Here is a 15103-nt window from a genome sequence, read left to right as displayed (position 1 = left end):
CTTGGTCCCGGGCCGCCATCTTCGGTAGCCTTTGCGGCCCCCTGGCCGGTGCGCGTGTTGCCGCTGGCCTGAATATCAACGAGTTACAGGAATCGAAATGACCATCAACGTCACCATGAAGACCAACAAGGGCGACATCCACCTGCGCCTGCACGACGACAAGACCCCGATGACGGTCGCCAACTTCGTGAACCTGGCCAAGCGTGGTTACTACGACGGTCTGTCCTTCCACCGCGTGATCGCCGACTTCATGGTCCAGGGCGGTTGCCCCGAGGGTTCCGGCCGCGGTGGCCCGGGCTACCGTTTTGGCGACGAATTCGACAGCAGCCTCAAGCACGACAAGCCGGGCATCCTGTCCATGGCCAATGCCGGCCCGGGCACCAACGGCTCGCAGTTCTTCATCACCCACGGCCCGACCCCGTGGCTGGACGGCAAGCACAGCGTGTTCGGCGAAATCGTCGGCGCGGAAGACCAGAAGGTGGTTGACGCCATCCGCCAGGAAGACACCATCGAGAAGGTGGAAGTCAGCGGTGACGTGGACGCCCTGCTGGAAAAGCAGGCCGCCAAGGTCGCCGAGTGGAACACGGTGCTCGACGCGCGCTGATCGCCGCGAGGGCTTGCCCATGAACGGCCGCCCCCGGGGCGGCCGTTTCCTTTTGTGGGGGCGCGCCTGCGCGCGATGGGGCCCGGTGATGAAAACGGCTGCGATGGGGCCTGCGTTTATCCCCATCGCGCGCAGGCGCGCTCCTACAGGGGCGGGAGGGCGCCCGGGCCGGCGGGGCGTGGTAAAGTAGCGGCCTTTGTTCCGTCCCCCGACGAGGAAACGATGCCGCAGCTCGCCACGCGTATGGGTCGCGCCAAGCCCAGTGCGATCATGGTCATTGCCGAGAAGGCCAAGCGCCTGAAGTCCGAGGGGCGTGACATCGTCAGCTTCTCGATCGGCGTCCCCAATTTCCTCCCCGGCGAGCACGTTTACGCCGCGGCCCGCGAGGCACTGGCGAAGGATTCCGGCCAGTACGGCAGCAACCGTGGCGCCGACGCGCTGGTCAACGCCTTCCTCAAGCACATCGAAGCCCTCGGCCTCACCGGCTATGCGGCGGAGAACGTCAGCACGGGCGTCGGTGCCAAGCAGATCCTGTACAACCTGGCCGAAGCCCTGCTGGACGAAGGCGACGAGATCGCGTTCCCGGCACCGTACTGGACCAGCTACCTCGACATCGCCGAGATCGTCGGGGCGAAGATCAACATCCTGCCGTGCCCGCCCGAGCAGCACTACAAGCTCACCCCGGCACAGCTGGAAGAGGCACTCAAGCGCAAGCCCCGGGTGTTCCTCTTCAACAACCCGTCCAACCCCACCGGCATGGTCTACACGCGCGATGAAATCGCCGCGCTGGCCGACGTCCTGGTGAAGTACCCGGACACCTGGGTCATCACCGACGACATCTACAACACGATGGTGTTCGACGGCGTCGGTTACCACAACTTCGTGCACATCCGCCCGGAGCTGAAGGACCGCACCATCTTCGTCGACTCGCTGTCGAAGACCTACGGCATGCCGGGCTGGCGCGTCGGCTTCATCGCCGCGCCGGCGATCGTCGCCAAGGCCGTCACCACGCTCAACTCGAACCACATCACCAGCCTGCCGGAAGTTGTCACCGCCGCCGCCGTGGCCGCGCTGGCCGGTCCGCAGGACGTGCCCGCGCAGAAGTGCGTCGAGTTCGCCGCCAAGCGCGACCGCGTGTACGACGCGCTGGTCTCGATCCCCGGCGTGGTTTGCCCGCGTCCGCAGGGTGCGTTCTATGCCTTCCCGGACATCTCGGTGGCCTTCGGCAAGTCGCACAACGGCGTCGCGATCACCGACGACGTGAGCTTCTGCGCCGTGCTGCTCGAAGCCAAGGGCGTGGCCTGCGTGCCGGGTTCGGCGTTCGGCGAGCCGCGCGCGCTGCGCATTTCCTATTCCTGCCCGGACGACGCACTCGACAAGGGCATGGCCCGCATCGTCGAGTTCTTCGCCGAGCTCAACTGATCGTTTGTCCCACGCGATATCCCTGAGGAGTCGAAAGATGAAAGCACCCGTTCGCGTTGCCGTCACCGGCGCTGCCGGCCAGATCGGCTATGCCCTCCTGTTCCGTATCGCTGCCGGCGACATGCTCGGCCCGGACCAGCCGGTGATCCTGCACCTGCTCGAGATCACCCCGGCGCTTCCCGCGCTGCAGGGCGTGGTCATGGAGCTCAATGACTGCGCGTTCCCGACCCTGGCTGGCGTGGTCGCCACCGATGACCTCAACGTCGCCTTCAAGGACGTCGACTACGCCCTGCTCGTCGGCGCGCGTCCGCGCGGCCCGGGCATGGAGCGCAAGGACCTCCTCGAGGCCAATGGCGCCATCTTCGGCCCGCAGGGCAAGGCGCTGAACGACCACGCCAAGCGCGACGTGCGCGTGCTGGTCGTCGGCAACCCGGCCAACACCAACGCGCTGATCGCCCAGCAGAACGCACCGGACCTCGATCCGAAGTGCTTCACCGCGATGGTCCGCCTCGACCACAACCGCGCGCTGTCGCAGCTGGCCGAGAAGACCGGCTCGCACTCGACCGACATCAAGAAGCTGACCATCTGGGGCAACCACAGCTCCACCCAGTACCCGGACCTGCACACGACCACGGTCAAGGGCAAGCCGGCGCTGGAGCAGGTCGACCAGGCCTGGTACGAGTCCGACTTCATCCCGACCGTGCAGCAGCGCGGCGCGGCTATCATCAAGGCACGCGGTGCCTCGTCGGCCGCCTCGGCGGCCTCGGCGGCGATCGACCACATGCGTGACTGGACCCTCGGCACCGCCGAAGGCGACTGGGTCTCGATGGCGATCCCGTCCGACGGTTCCTACGGCGTCGAGCCGGGCGTGATCTTCGGCTACCCGGTCACGGTGAAGGACGGCAAGTACGCCATCGTCCAGGGCCTGGCGATCAACGCGTTCTCGCAGGCACGCATCGACGCCACCGAGAAGGAACTGCGCGAAGAGCGCGCCGGCGTCGAGCACCTCTTCGCCAGGTAACACGCCCCCTGCATATGTAGGAGCGCGCCTGCGCGCGAAACCAGCCCGCTCAAGGCCAGCTGATAACCGCAGGCAGAAAACAAAGGCCATGCCCCTCGGGGTGTGGCCTTTTGTTTGTCATGACCTTTTGTTTGTCATGGCCTTTTAGATTCATGCCGGGGTGGGGTGGGATGGCGTTCGCGCGCAGGCGCGCTCCTACAGGAGTATTGCCGGCGTTTTCGACGTTTCCGCGAGGGTGGGGCGCGGCGGCGCGGCGCGTAAGGTATGGTGGCGGCATGGCATCCGAGAGCAAGCTCATCATCTACGCGGCGCTTGCCGCCAACGTCGGCATCGCCGTGGCGAAGTTCGTCGCGGCCACGCTCACCGGCAGCGCGGCGATGCTGTCCGAAGGCGTCCACTCCCTCGTCGACAGCGTCAACGAAATCCTGCTGCTCTACGGCCTGCATCGCTCGCGCAAGCCACCGGACCGCGAACACCCGCTTGGGCATGGCCGCGAACTGTATTTCTGGAGCTTCATCGTCGCGCTGCTGGTGTTATCGCTCGGCGCGGGTTTCTCGTTGTATGAAGGCGTCAACCACGTCCTCGCCCCCGAGCCGCTGCGCGATCCCACCACCAACTACATCGTGCTCGGCGTCGCCGCGTTGTTCGAAGGCAGCTCGTGGTGGCTGTCGCTGCGCAGCGTGCAGCGGCGCAAGGGCAAGCTCGGCTACTTCGAAGCGTTCCGCGGCACGAAGGATCCGACCACGTTCACCGTGTTGTTCGAGGACACCGCGGCCCTGCTGGGCCTGGGCATCGCGGCGCTCGGCGTGTATCTCTCGCATGCGCTCAACGAGCCACGCCTCGACGGCTGGGCATCGATCGGTATCGCGCTCGTGCTTACGCTCGCCTCGGCGTTGCTGGCACGGGAAAGCAAGGCCTTGCTGATCGGTGAGTCGGCAACGCCGAACCTGCTGGCGAAGGTCTGCGCGATCACCTCGACGGTGCCGGGCGTGCGCCGGGTCAACGGCATGCTCACCGTGCAGATGGGACCGGACCAGGTGATGGTGGCGCTGTCCACCGAGTTCGACGACAGCCTGACGACGCCGGCCATCGAGGAATGCGTGCGGCGGATGGAGATCGTGACGCGCGATGCGAAACTGCCGATCGTCGCGCTATTCGTCAAGCCACAGACGCCCGAGCAATGGAAACGCCGCCTGCAACGCCTCGACGACGGCGACGGCGACTGGCACACCCTGTAGGAGCGCGCCTGCGCGCGAATGGGGCAAATACGAAACGCCCCATAAGAACAATGTAGGAGCGCGCCTGCGCGCGAATGGGGCAAATACGAAACGCCCCATAAGAACAATGTAGGAGCGCGCCTGCGCGCGAATGGGGCAAATACGAAACGCCCCATAAGAACAATGTAGGAGCGCGCCTGCGCGCGAATGGGGTAAGCGAAACACCCCAAAAAAACAATTTAGGAGCACGCCTGCGCACGAATGGGAGCTTTTCCCTAGCCCCATTCGCGCGCAGGCGCGCTCCTACAGGTGTTGCTTTACGAGTGTTCGCCTTCGGCCGGCGGCTTGCCGCGGCCTTCGACGTGGCCGCCGAAGCCCATGCGCATGGCCGAGAGCAGGCGCTCGGCGTAGGTGTGGTCCTGGCGCGAGCGGAAGCGGGCGAACAGGGCGCTGGTGAGCACCTCGGCCGGCACGGCTTCTTCGATGGCGGCGTTGACCGTCCAGCGGCCTTCGCCCGAGTCGTTGACGTAGCCGGAGTAGTTATCCAGCTCCGAACCCTTCGCCAGCGCGCTGGCGGTGAGGTCGAGCAGCCACGACGAGACGACGCTGCCACGGCGCCAGACTTCGGCGATGTCGGCCATGTCCAGGTCGTAACGCTCGTGCTCCGGGAGGAAGTCGGCGTTGCGGTTCTTCAGGATATCGAAGCCTTCCGCGAACGACTGCATCATGCCGTACTCGATGCCGTTGTGGATCATCTTGACGAAGTGGCCGGCGCCGGCAGGGCCAGCGTGCATATAGCCATTCTCGACGCGCGGGTCGCGGCCGTCGCGGCTCTCGGTGCGCGGGATGTCACCGGCGCCCGGGGCAAGCGTCTTGAAGATCGGGTCGAGGTGGTCGACGGTCGGCTTGTCGCCGCCGATCATCATGCAGTAGCCGCGATCCAGGCCCCACACGCCGCCGGACGTGCCGACGTCGACGTAGTGGATGCCCTTCTGCGCGAGCTCCTTGCCGCGGCGGGCGTCGTCCTTGTAGAAGGTGTTGCCGCCGTCAATGATGATGTCGTCCTTGCCGAGCAGGCCGGACAGCTTCTGGATCGTCGCCTCGGTGATTTCACCGGCCGGCAGCATCACCCAGATCGCCTTCGGCGAGGGCAGGGCCTGGACCATGGCTTCGATCGAATCGACGGCTTCGCCGCCGTCCTTCGCCAGGGCGGCGCGCGCATCGGCGCTGGTGTCATAGACGACGGTCTGGTGACCATCCCTCATGAGCCGGCGGGCGATGTTACCGCCCATGCGGCCCAGACCAATCAAACCGATTTTCATGCGTGGGGTCCTCGTGGGAATCATCTTGGGGAATATGCGGCTGTCCGCGCCGGATGCAAGTCATACCAACGGATGAGATCGACCTAGGGCGGGGCCTCGAAGTCGATATCCGGCCCCACGGGAACGATCCGCGTGGGGTCCAGCCACGGATGGCTCAGGTAATAGTGCTTCTTGATGTGCCCGAAGTCGACCGTTTCGCGCACGCCGGGCTCCTGGTAGAGCGCCCGTGTGTATGCCCAGAGGGCGGGATAGTCGATGATCCGGCGCACGTTGCACTTGAAGTGGCCGTGGTACACGACATCGAAACGGAGCAGGGTGGTGAACAGGCGCCAGTCCGCTTCGGTCGGGTGGTCGCCACACAGGTAGCGTCGGCTGGCCAGGTGCATCTCCAGCCAGTCCAGCGTGGCGAACAGCGGTGCGATCGCTTCGTCGTGGGCTTCCTGCGTGCTGGCGAACCCGGCCTTGTACACGCCATTGTTGAGCGTGTCGTAAATGCGTTCGTTGTAGCCGTCGATCTCGTTGCGCAGCGCCTCGGGATAGAAGTCGCCGCGTCGTGCGCCGACCTCGTCGAAAGCGCTGTTGAACATGCGGATGATGTCCGCCGATTCGTTGCTCACGATGGTCCTGCGCTGCGTGTCCCACAGCACGGGCACCGAGGCGCGTCCCGAAACCGCCGGATCGGCGAGCTGGTAAAGCGCGTGGACGGTCGCCGCGCCGTTGACCTCGTCAGGCACCACGCCTTCGGCGGGTTCGAAAGTCCAGCCCTCGTCGCCCATCAGCCAGTGCGTCACCGACAGGCCGATCATTTCGTCCAGGCCCTTGAGCGCGCGGAAGATCGTCGTGCGATGCGCCCATGGGCAGGCGCGGGCGACGTAGAGATGGTAGCGCCCTGGCTCGGCGCGAAAGCCGCCTGCCCCCGTGGGGCCGGGGGCGCCGTCGGGCGTGATCCAGTGGCGGAAGCGCGTGGGCTCACGCTCGAAGCGCCCACCGGACCCGGCGGTGTCGTAGCCCGCGTCGGTCCAGCGGCCATCGACCAGCAATCCCATCGGCATGTCCTCTCGTGGCGATCCGCCGATGATGCCGCCCCGGTTGGCAAGATTTCGTCACGCCAGGGCGGGGTCCGTTACTTCCGGCACGGTTGGGGTGTCGGCCGTGGCGCAGGTAGTCTGCCGAAGTCGTCCCACGAGCGTCCCCATGAATCGCACCGTCCGCTTCACCCTGGCTGGCCTGGCCCTCGCGACGTCGGTCGCCGCCACCGCCGGAACGTTTGATCCGCGCGAGACCTTCGCCCCGTTCACCTACCCGCAGACGGTCAACGCCTACCGTTCCGGCAGCGGCATGCCCGGGCCGCTGTTCTGGCAGAACCGCGCGGATTACGACCTGGCGGCGACGCTGGATCCGGTGAAGAACACCCTCGTCGGCAAGGCCACGATCCATTACACGAACAACAGCCCGGACGCGCTGGACGTGCTCTGGCTGCAGCTGGACGAGAACCGCTTCACCGCGGATGCGCGCGGAAACTTCACCGGCGACCGTGGCGAAACGCGCCACACCGATGGCTATCGCATCGCGTCGGTCACGGTGGGCGAGGGCAGCAAGGCGCTCAAGGCCACCTACGTGGTCTCCGACACGCGCATGCAGGTGCGCTTGCCGGAAACGCTGAAGGCGAAGGGCGGCAGGGTCGACGTCACGATCGAATATTCTTACGACCTGCCGGGCAACTTCGGCGGCCGCACCGGCTTCGATCCGTCGAAGAACGGCAACATCTATGAGATGGCCCAGTGGTACCCGCGGCTGTGCGTCTATGACGACCAGCGCGGCTGGGATACCGCGCCCTATCTCAACAGCGAGTTTTACCTCGAATACGGCGACTTCAATTACGCCATCACCGTGCCGTCGGACATGATCGTCGCCGGTTCGGGCGAACTGGTGAACCCCGAAGACGTGCTGACGAAGACGCAGCAGCAGCGTCTGGCCAAGGCGCGCGACAGCGATGCGACCGTCATGATCCTGGCCCCCGACGAGGTGGCGAAGCCGGTGAGCCGGCCGAAGCAGGGCGGCACGCTGACGTGGAAGTTCCGCATGCACGACACCCGTGACGTCGCCTTCGGCGCGTCCACGGCCTACGTGTGGGACGCCGCGCGGATCAACCTGCCCGAGGGCAAGAAAGCGCTGGCGATGTCGGTGTATCCGGTGGAGAGCGCGACGCCCGCGCTGTGGGGTCGTTCGACCGAATTCATGAAGGCGTCGGTCGAGCACTTCTCGCAGAAGTGGTACCCGTATCCCTATCCGGTCGCGATCAACGAAGGCGGCTCGGCGGCCAGCGGCATGGAATACCCGGGCATCGTATTCGATCCCAGCAAGGCGCCGGCCAAGCCCCTGCACATGGTGACCGCGCACGAGATCGGCCATACGTGGTTCCCGATGATCGTCGGCAGCGACGAGCGGCGTAACGCGTGGATGGACGAAGGCTTCAACACCTTCATCGACGTCTACGAGATGGACGCCTTCAACCACGGCGAGTTCGGCCCCAAGCGCGACGGCGAGTACGCGCCCAAGGGTGGCAACCCGGTGGACGGCATCCTGCCGCTGCTGGCCGACCAGGATGCGCCGAGCCTGCTGATGGGTGCGGACATGGTCAAGGAGAAGTACCGCCACCCGGCGACCTATTACAAGGCGGCGCTCGGGTTGGTGTTGCTGCGCGAAGAGATCATCGGTCCGGAGCGTTTCGACCCGGCGTTCCGCAAGTACATCGCCACCTGGGCGTACAGGCACCCCACGCCGTCGGACTTCTTCCGCCTGATGGAGAGCGAGGCGGGCGAGGACCTCGGCTGGTTCTGGCGCGGCTGGTATGCCAACAACTGGCAGCTCGACCTTGCCGTGACCAAGGTGCAGGGCGCGGTCGTGACGATCGAGAATCGCGACCAGCTGGTGATGCCGGCGACGCTGCGGGTGACCTTCGACGACAAGACCACCCGCGACATCCGCATCCCGGTCGAAACCTGGCAGCAGCACAAGAGCTTCGACGTGAGCGTGCCCGGCGATCGCAAGATCGTGGCGGCGGTGATCGATCCGGACCACAAGGTGCCCGATCGCGACCGTTCCAATAACGGCTGGCCTCGCTGATACTTGGCGGCATGTCTCGACGTGCCGCTTTCTCCAACCTGTTCGCCGTGGTCGTCGCGGCCATGGCCTGGTCGGCGCTGCTCCTGCAGTACTGGCTGATGGCCTGGCCGTCGCCGACGCTCGCCACCACGGTCGCCTTCCTCAGCTTCTTCACCATCCTGTCGAACCTGCTGGTGGCCTTCGTCGCCGGTAGCGCGGCGACCGGGGGTGGCTGGGCGGTACTGCGCTGGTGGCGTGGCCCGCGCATGCGCGGGCTGGCGGCGCTGTCGATCACGGTCACCTGCCTGGTCTACGCCACGCTGCTGCAGCACCTGTGGCAGCCGCAAGGGCCGCAGCTGTGGGCTGACCGGGCGCTGCACTACGTGGTGCCGGTGCTGTACGTCGCGTGGTGGGCGCTGTCGCCCGGCCATCGCGCCTTGCGCTGGGGCGATGCGCTGCGCTGGCTCCTGTTCCCGGCCTTGTTCGCTGCCTGGACCTTCGCCCGCGGCGCCGTCACCGGCCAATATCCCTATCCGTTCATGGACGTGGGCCAGCTTGGCTACCTGCAGGTAATGCTGAATGCCGCCGGCGTGGGCCTGCTTTTCCTGCTGCTCGGTCTCACCCTCGTCGCGGCCGACCGCAAACTCCCCCTGTAGGAGCGCGCCTGCGCGCGACCGGATGGCCCGGACGAAAAACAGTCGCCGACATGCAGCCGACACCCCGCCGGCCTACAATAGGCGAATGATCTTCCGTTGGTTCGAATCCCTGATCGACATCTTCCGCGATGCCCCCGACAAGGCGCCGCCCAAGACCGTCGTGCGTTTCTACGCTTACTACCTGCGCCAGGTCTGGAGGCTCTTCGTCGTCGCGCTGGTCTTCGGCCTCGGCGTGGCGCTGATCGAGGTCGCGCTGTTCGACTTCCTCGGCCGCGTGGTCGACATGGCGCAGAAGACCCCCGCCGCCGTGTTCTTCCAGACCCACCTGCACACGCTGCTGTGGATGGCGTTCGTCGTGGTGATCCTGCGGCCGGTGGCGATCGGCGTGCACGACCTGCTAGTGAACCAGGCGATCAACCCCGGCCTCACGGCGATGATCCGCTGGCAGCAGCATCGTTACGTGCTGAAGCAGAGCCTGGCGTTTTTCCAGAACGATTTCGCCGGCCGCCTGGCCAACCGCATCATGCAGACGGGCCCGTCGCTGCGTGAGTCCGCGGTGCAGGTCGTCGACGCCATGTGGTACGTCTCGGTGTATGCAGGCACGTCGATCTACCTGTTCGCCAAGGCCGACGTCTGGCTGGCCTTGCCGCTGGTGCTCTGGATCGGTGGCTACGTCGGCATGCTGGTGTTCTTCGTGCCGCGGGTGAAGGAGCGTTCGTGGCATGCCTCCGAGGCCCGCTCGAAGCTGATGGGCCGCATCGTCGATGGTTACAGCAACATCATGACGCTGAAGCTCTTCGCGCATACCAACCGCGAAGAGGGCTATGCGAAGGAAGCGATCAGCGAGCAGACGGACCGGCTGCGCGCGCAGAACCGCATCATCACGGCGATGGATTTCTCCATCACCTCGCTCAATGGCCTGCTGATCGCCGGCACCAGTGCGCTGGCCCTGTGGCTGTGGGTGCGGGGCACGGTGTCCACGGGCCAGGTCGCCCTCGCGGTGGGCCTGGTCATCCGCATCAACAACATGTCCGGCTGGATCATGTGGGTGGTGAACGGCATCTTCGACAACATCGGCACCGTGCAGGATGGCATCACCACCATCTCGCAGGAGCGCACCGTGGTCGATCGCCCGGACGCGTTGCCGCTGCGCGTGAGCAAGGGCGAAGTGCGCTTCGACGACATCCACTTCCATTACGGCAAGGCCGGCGGCGTCATCAGTGGACTCGACCTGATCGTGCGTCCGGGCGAAAAGATCGGCCTCGTCGGTCCGTCCGGTGCGGGCAAGTCCACGCTGGTCAACGTGCTGCTGCGCCTGTACGACCTGGAGGAAGGCCACATCTTCATCGATGGCCAGGACATCTCCCGGGTGAACCAGGAATCGCTGCGCTCACAGATCGGCGTGGTCACCCAGGACACCTCGCTGCTGCATCGTTCGATCCGCGACAACCTGCTCTACGGCCGCCCCGACGCCACCGACGCCGAACTCGACGAGGCGGTGCGCAAGGCGAGGGCGGACGAATTCGTCCCGCTGCTTTCCGACGGCGAAGGACGCACGGGCTACGACGCCCATGCGGGCGAGCGCGGCGTGAAGCTCTCCGGTGGCCAGCGCCAGCGCATCGCGATCGCCCGCGTCCTGCTCAAGGATGCGCCGATCCTGGTCATGGACGAGGCGACCTCGGCGCTGGATTCCGAGGCCGAAGCCGCGATCCAGGAAAGCCTGGAGACGCTGATGCAGGGCAAGACGGTGATCGCGATCGCGCATCGGTTGTCGACCATCGCGCGGATGGACCGGTTGGTGGTGATGGAGAAAGGCGCAATCGTCGAGACCGGCACTCATGCCGAGCTGATTGCCCACGGCGGCCTGTATGCGCGGCTGTGGGCACACCAGACGGGCGGTTTCGTCGGCGTGGAATAACGCGCGGGTTGAGCCGTTTTAAACCCTGCCGTGCAAACATTCCGCTTGCCCGCCGCGATGGAGCCGCCACAATAGGGCTTCAGATTCCCGTGAGGTTCGCATGTCCGCCGCTGCCCAGACTCCTGCCGAACCGCTTGCCCCCGTCGAGACGCGTGACTGGCGTACGGGTGCCGAACTGGTCGCCCTCGGTGCCATCTGGGGCGGCTCGTTCCTGTTCATGCGCATCGCCGCGAAGGATTTCGGGCCGTTCCCGATGGTGGCGACGCGGCTCGCGTTCGGCTCGGTGATCCTGCTGCCGCTGCTGTGGCGGGCCCGCGCCACGATCCGGCCGGCGCATCTGTGGAAGATGTTGCTGCTTGGCGGCCTCAGCGCCGCGATCCCGTTCACCCTGTTCGCCTGGGGTGCCGAGCGCGCGCCGGCCGGCATCGGCGCCATCGCCAACAGCATGACCGTGCTGTTCGCCGCGCTGGTGGCGTTCGTCGGCTTCGGCGAAAAGATCGGCACGCGCAAGGCGATCGCGCTGGTCGCGGGCTTCGTCGGCGTGGTGATCCTCGCCAGCGGCAAGACCGCCGGGGAGAACGTGGCACCGGCGGCGCTCGCCGGCGCAGCGGCCTCGTTCTGCTACGGCCTGGCCGCGAACCTGATCAGGAAATTCCTCTCGGACATCGCGCCCACCGCCGTTGCCGCGGGCTGCCTGCTCGGTGCGACGCTGTTGACGGCACCGTTGGCGTGGCTGACCTGGCCGGATGCGCCGATCCCGGCGAAGTCGTGGGCATGCGTGGTGGCCCTGGGCGTGCTGTCGACCGGCCTGGCCTATGCGTTCTATTTCCGGCTGATCCAGAAGATCGGTGCGCCGCGCGCGGCCACGTCGACCTACCTCGTGCCGCTGTTCGGCGTGGCATGGGCGTGGATGTTCCTCGGCGAAGCGCTGACCCCGACCATGGCGCTGGCGGGGGCCATCATCCTCGGCAGTGTGCTCTTCAGCCAGAAGAGCAAAGGCTGACGCCTAGGCGTCGTCGAGCACGCACAGCGGCGCTTCATCCGGGCGTAATGTCAGCACGCGAACGCCGTGCCGGGTGACCGCGATGGTGTGTTCGAACTGCGCCGACAGGCTGCCGTCGCGGGTATACACCGGCCACTCGCCATCCTCGGCGACGATCGCCGCACGGCCCTCGTTGAGCATGGGTTCGATGGTGAAGACCATGCCTTCGCGCAGTTCGATGCCCGTGCCGCGGTGGCCGTAGTGCAGGACCTGCGGATCCTCGTGCATCTCGCGTCCGATGCCATGGCCGCAATACTCCTTCACGACGCTGTAGCCGTTCGCTCGCGCGTGCCGTGCGATGGCATGGCCGATGTCGCCCATCCGCGCACCCGGGCGTACCGCGGCGATGCCTTTCCACATGGCCTCGTAGGTCGTGCGGACCAGCCGGCGTGCCGCATAGGACACGTCGCCGACCATGTAGGTCGTGCTCGAGTCGGCGATGTAGCCGTTCTTTTCCAGGGTGATGTCGAGGTTGACGATTTGCCCGTTGCGCAACACGTCGCCGGCGGCGGGCACGCCATGGCAGACGACGTTGTCGATCGACGCGTTCAACACGAAGGGGAAACCGTACTGGCCCTTGCTGGCGGGCCGCGAGTGCAGGTCGTCGACGATCATTCGCTCGACCAGGTCGTTGAGTTCGAGCGTGCTGCGGCCTTCCAGGGGCAATTGGTCGAGCCGATGGAACACCTCGGCGAGCAGGCGCCCGGCCTCGGCCATCACGGCGAGTTCGGCGGCGTCCTTGATCATCCCCGTGAGGCCCGCAAGGGCAATGCCTCCAGCCCCGCATCGCGTAGCTCGCGTGCCACCAGTTCCTGGAAACTCATGGAAGGGTTGAGCTCGCAAAGCATGCCGATGCGGATCCAGAAATTGGCCTGGGCATTGATCGAGCGGCCGGTGACCGTGCAGGCCCGGCGGAGCTGGTCGTGTGTGTCTTCATCGATGTTGACGATGCCCATGGCGTTCTCGCTGCGGTGTCGTGGTATATACGAAGCATATATGAATCGTATATCCGATGCCAGCGCATGTGCCAATGCGTCGCTTCCCCTTGCGGCCCCGGGCGCGGCATAGTCGCGCTATCGCTTTTTGTCCAACAGGGGTTGTCCCATGTCGCGTCTCCGCCACGTCCTCGCCTTCGGGGTCACTTCGTTCGTCTTCGGCCTGGCCGCCCAGGCCCAGGACGCGCCGCCCGCCACCGGCGCGATGTCCGCCGATGCGCGCCCGGCCGCGCTGGCCGACTTCGACGCCTACGTCGACGCCACCCGCAAGCAGTTCGACGTGCCCGGCATCGCCGTGGCGATCGTGAAGGACGGCAAGATCGTGCTCGAGATGGGTTCGGGCGTACGCAAGCTGGGCGATCCGGCCAAGGTCGATGCGCACACGCGCTTCGCCATCGCGTCGAACACCAAGGCCTTCACCGCGGCATCGCTGGCGATCCTCGCCGACGAGAAGAAGCTCGACTTGAACGATCGCGTGGTCGATCGCCTGCCGTGGTTCCAGATGTCCGATCCGTACGTCACGCGCGAAATGCGCGTGCGCGACCTGCTTGCGCACCGCAGCGGCCTGAGTCTTGGCGCGGGCGACCTGCTGTACTGGCCGGCGACGTCGTACACCACGAAGGAAGTGGTCGAGCGCCTGCGCTACGTACCGCTGACCAACAGCTTCCGCGCCGAATACGCCTACGACAACATCCTCTTCGCCGTGGCCGGCCTCGTCATCGAGCAGGTCTCGGGCAAGCCGTGGGCCGACTTCGTCCGTGATCGCATCTTCCAGCCGCTGGGCATGAGCGAATCGATCACCAGTGCGCCCGAGCACATCAACCCGGGCGACGACACCGCGATCGGACACGCGAAGTTCGACTTCAAGGACCTGAAGCCGGTCGAGCCGATGTCGTGGAACAACAATCCGTCCGCCGGCGGCATCTATTCCAGCGTGCATGACCTGTCCAAGTGGATGAACATGCAGCTGGCCGGCGGCGTGTACACCGATGCGAGCGGCAAGCAGCAGCGCCTGTTCTCCGCGGCGCGACAGAAGGAGATGTGGTCGCTGATCACGCCGATCCGCATCCCCGAACCGAGCGTGCCGGAACTGAAGGCGGCCGTGCCGAACTTCTCCGGCTATGGCGAGGGCTGGTTCGTTTCCGATTACCGCGGGCACAAGCTGGTGTGGCACACCGGTGGCTGGCCCGGCATGGTCTCGCGCCTGACCATGGTGCCCGACCTGAACCTCGGCATCGTGGTGCTGACCAACCAGGAAAGCGGCGCCGCGTTCCAGGCGGTGACGATGCGCGCGCTGGATGCCTTCATGGATGCGCCGAAGACGGATTGGATCGGTGCCTACGCGGCGTCGGTGAAGAAGATGGAAGGCAACGCCGACGACAGCATGAAGAAGCACGAGGCCTCGCGGATGAAGGGCGCGAAGCCCTCGCTGCCGCTGGACGGCTACGTCGGCACGTATCGCGATCCCTGGTACGGCGACGTCAGGGTGGCGAAGGACGGCGGCAAGCTGGTGATGAGCTTCAGCAAGACGGCCCAGCTCAGCGGCACGCTCGAGCCGTGGCAGCACGACACGTTCATCGCCCACTGGAAGGACCGTTCGCTCAACGGCGACGCCTTCGTCAACTTCGAGCTCGATCCCGACGGCAAGGTCCGCGAAGTCCGCATGGAACCCGTCTCGCCGCTCACCGACTTCAGCTTCGACTTCCAGGACCTGCGCCTGGCGCCGGTCAAGAACTGACGTAGGAGCGCGCCTGCGCGCGATGGGGCGTATCGAAACACCCATCGCGCGCAGGCGCGCTCC

The 15103-nt window shown here is 66.1% G+C and carries 13 protein-coding genes; 9 read left to right on the top strand and 4 right to left on the bottom strand.

The window, feature by feature from the left end; genetic code table 11:
* The first annotated feature begins 97 nt into the window (after positions 1-97).
* The 4 genes from KPL74_07925 to KPL74_07910 all read left to right on the top strand — a co-directional run bounded on the left by KPL74_07925 (position 98) and on the right by KPL74_07910 (position 4285).
* On the top strand, positions 98-604 hold the full coding sequence (locus KPL74_07925) for a peptidylprolyl isomerase (protein ID QWT21921.1): 507 nt from the start codon (positions 98-100) through the stop codon (positions 602-604).
* A gap of 222 nt (positions 605-826) precedes the next feature.
* Positions 827-2026, top strand: coding sequence for an aminotransferase class I/II-fold pyridoxal phosphate-dependent enzyme (locus tag KPL74_07920; GenBank protein QWT21920.1), 1200 nt, complete (start codon positions 827-829; stop codon positions 2024-2026).
* Between the two features lie 37 nt (positions 2027-2063).
* Positions 2064-3047 carry a malate dehydrogenase gene (locus KPL74_07915; GenBank protein QWT21919.1) on the top strand — a complete coding sequence of 328 codons (984 nt, stop codon included), beginning with the start codon at positions 2064-2066 and terminating at the stop codon, positions 3045-3047.
* A 275-nt stretch (positions 3048-3322) separates the two neighbouring features.
* A complete protein-coding gene (locus tag KPL74_07910; protein QWT21918.1) occupies positions 3323-4285 on the top strand; it encodes a cation diffusion facilitator family transporter in 963 nt (320 codons plus the stop codon).
* A gap of 296 nt (positions 4286-4581) precedes the next feature.
* Here KPL74_07910 and gnd read toward each other — a convergent pair whose 3' ends face one another.
* A complete protein-coding gene (gene gnd / locus KPL74_07905; protein ID QWT21917.1) occupies positions 4582-5586 on the bottom strand; it encodes a decarboxylating 6-phosphogluconate dehydrogenase in 1005 nt (334 codons plus the stop codon).
* Between the two features lie 83 nt (positions 5587-5669).
* Positions 5670-6632: a glutathione S-transferase family protein gene (locus KPL74_07900; protein QWT22592.1), complete on the bottom strand. Its 963-nt coding sequence runs from the start codon at positions 6630-6632 to the stop codon at positions 5670-5672.
* 148 nt (positions 6633-6780) lie between these two features.
* On the opposite strand from KPL74_07900, the gene KPL74_07895 reads away from it, so the two are divergent.
* From KPL74_07895 to KPL74_07880, 4 genes are all read left to right on the top strand, one after another.
* Positions 6781-8712, top strand: coding sequence for a M1 family metallopeptidase (locus KPL74_07895; protein QWT21916.1), 1932 nt, complete (start codon positions 6781-6783; stop codon positions 8710-8712).
* Positions 8713-8723: 11 nt separating this feature from the next.
* The gene (locus KPL74_07890) at positions 8724-9347 is read left to right on the top strand and encodes a Pr6Pr family membrane protein (protein QWT21915.1); all 624 of its coding nucleotides are present in this window, start codon (positions 8724-8726) and stop codon (positions 9345-9347) included.
* 88 nt (positions 9348-9435) lie between these two features.
* Positions 9436-11265 (top strand): ABC transporter ATP-binding protein/permease, encoded by a 1830-nt coding sequence (locus KPL74_07885; GenBank protein QWT22591.1) that lies wholly within the window; start codon positions 9436-9438, stop codon positions 11263-11265.
* A 100-nt stretch (positions 11266-11365) separates the two neighbouring features.
* Complete coding sequence (locus KPL74_07880; GenBank protein ID QWT21914.1) at positions 11366-12268, top strand: DMT family transporter; 903 nt, start codon at positions 11366-11368, stop codon at positions 12266-12268.
* Between the two features lie 3 nt (positions 12269-12271).
* On the opposite strand, the gene map is transcribed toward KPL74_07880, so the two are convergent.
* Together map and KPL74_07870 are read right to left on the bottom strand one after the other, a co-directional pair.
* Positions 12272-13054, bottom strand: coding sequence for a type I methionyl aminopeptidase (gene map, locus KPL74_07875; protein ID QWT21913.1), 783 nt, complete (start codon positions 13052-13054; stop codon positions 12272-12274).
* Positions 13051-13263: a ParD-like family protein gene (locus KPL74_07870; protein QWT21912.1), complete on the bottom strand. Its 213-nt coding sequence runs from the start codon at positions 13261-13263 to the stop codon at positions 13051-13053. The genes map and KPL74_07870 overlap by 4 nt, the downstream gene beginning before the upstream one ends.
* Before the next feature lie 148 nt (positions 13264-13411).
* Here KPL74_07870 and KPL74_07865 point away from each other — a divergent pair, with 148 nt between their 5' ends.
* Positions 13412-15040: a serine hydrolase gene (locus KPL74_07865; GenBank protein QWT21911.1), complete on the top strand. Its 1629-nt coding sequence runs from the start codon at positions 13412-13414 to the stop codon at positions 15038-15040.
* Positions 15041-15103: the final 63 nt, after the last annotated feature.

It is taken from the genome of Bacillus sp. NP157 (genome assembly GCA_018889975.1).
Classification (GTDB): domain Bacteria; phylum Pseudomonadota; class Gammaproteobacteria; order Xanthomonadales; family Rhodanobacteraceae; genus Luteibacter.
This window is presented reverse-complemented; position numbering and strand designations above follow the sequence as displayed.

Coding starts and splice junctions, on each gene's coding strand:
- gnd (QWT21917.1), bottom strand. CDS start 5,586: ATGAAAATCGGTTTGATTGGTCTGGGCCGCATGGGCGGTAACATCGCC.
- KPL74_07900 (QWT22592.1), bottom strand. CDS start 6,632: ATGGGATTGCTGGTCGATGGCCGCTGGACCGACGCGGGCTACGACACC.
- KPL74_07870 (QWT21912.1), bottom strand. CDS start 13,263: ATGGGCATCGTCAACATCGATGAAGACACACACGACCAGCTCCGCCGG.
- KPL74_07925 (QWT21921.1), top strand. CDS start 98: ATGACCATCAACGTCACCATGAAGACCAACAAGGGCGACATCCACCTG.
- KPL74_07890 (QWT21915.1), top strand. CDS start 8,724: ATGTCTCGACGTGCCGCTTTCTCCAACCTGTTCGCCGTGGTCGTCGCG.
- KPL74_07920 (QWT21920.1), top strand. CDS start 827: ATGCCGCAGCTCGCCACGCGTATGGGTCGCGCCAAGCCCAGTGCGATC.
- map (QWT21913.1), bottom strand. CDS start 13,054: ATGATCAAGGACGCCGCCGAACTCGCCGTGATGGCCGAGGCCGGGCGC.
- KPL74_07880 (QWT21914.1), top strand. CDS start 11,366: ATGTCCGCCGCTGCCCAGACTCCTGCCGAACCGCTTGCCCCCGTCGAG.
- KPL74_07915 (QWT21919.1), top strand. CDS start 2,064: ATGAAAGCACCCGTTCGCGTTGCCGTCACCGGCGCTGCCGGCCAGATC.
- KPL74_07865 (QWT21911.1), top strand. CDS start 13,412: ATGTCGCGTCTCCGCCACGTCCTCGCCTTCGGGGTCACTTCGTTCGTC.
- KPL74_07895 (QWT21916.1), top strand. CDS start 6,781: ATGAATCGCACCGTCCGCTTCACCCTGGCTGGCCTGGCCCTCGCGACG.
- KPL74_07910 (QWT21918.1), top strand. CDS start 3,323: ATGGCATCCGAGAGCAAGCTCATCATCTACGCGGCGCTTGCCGCCAAC.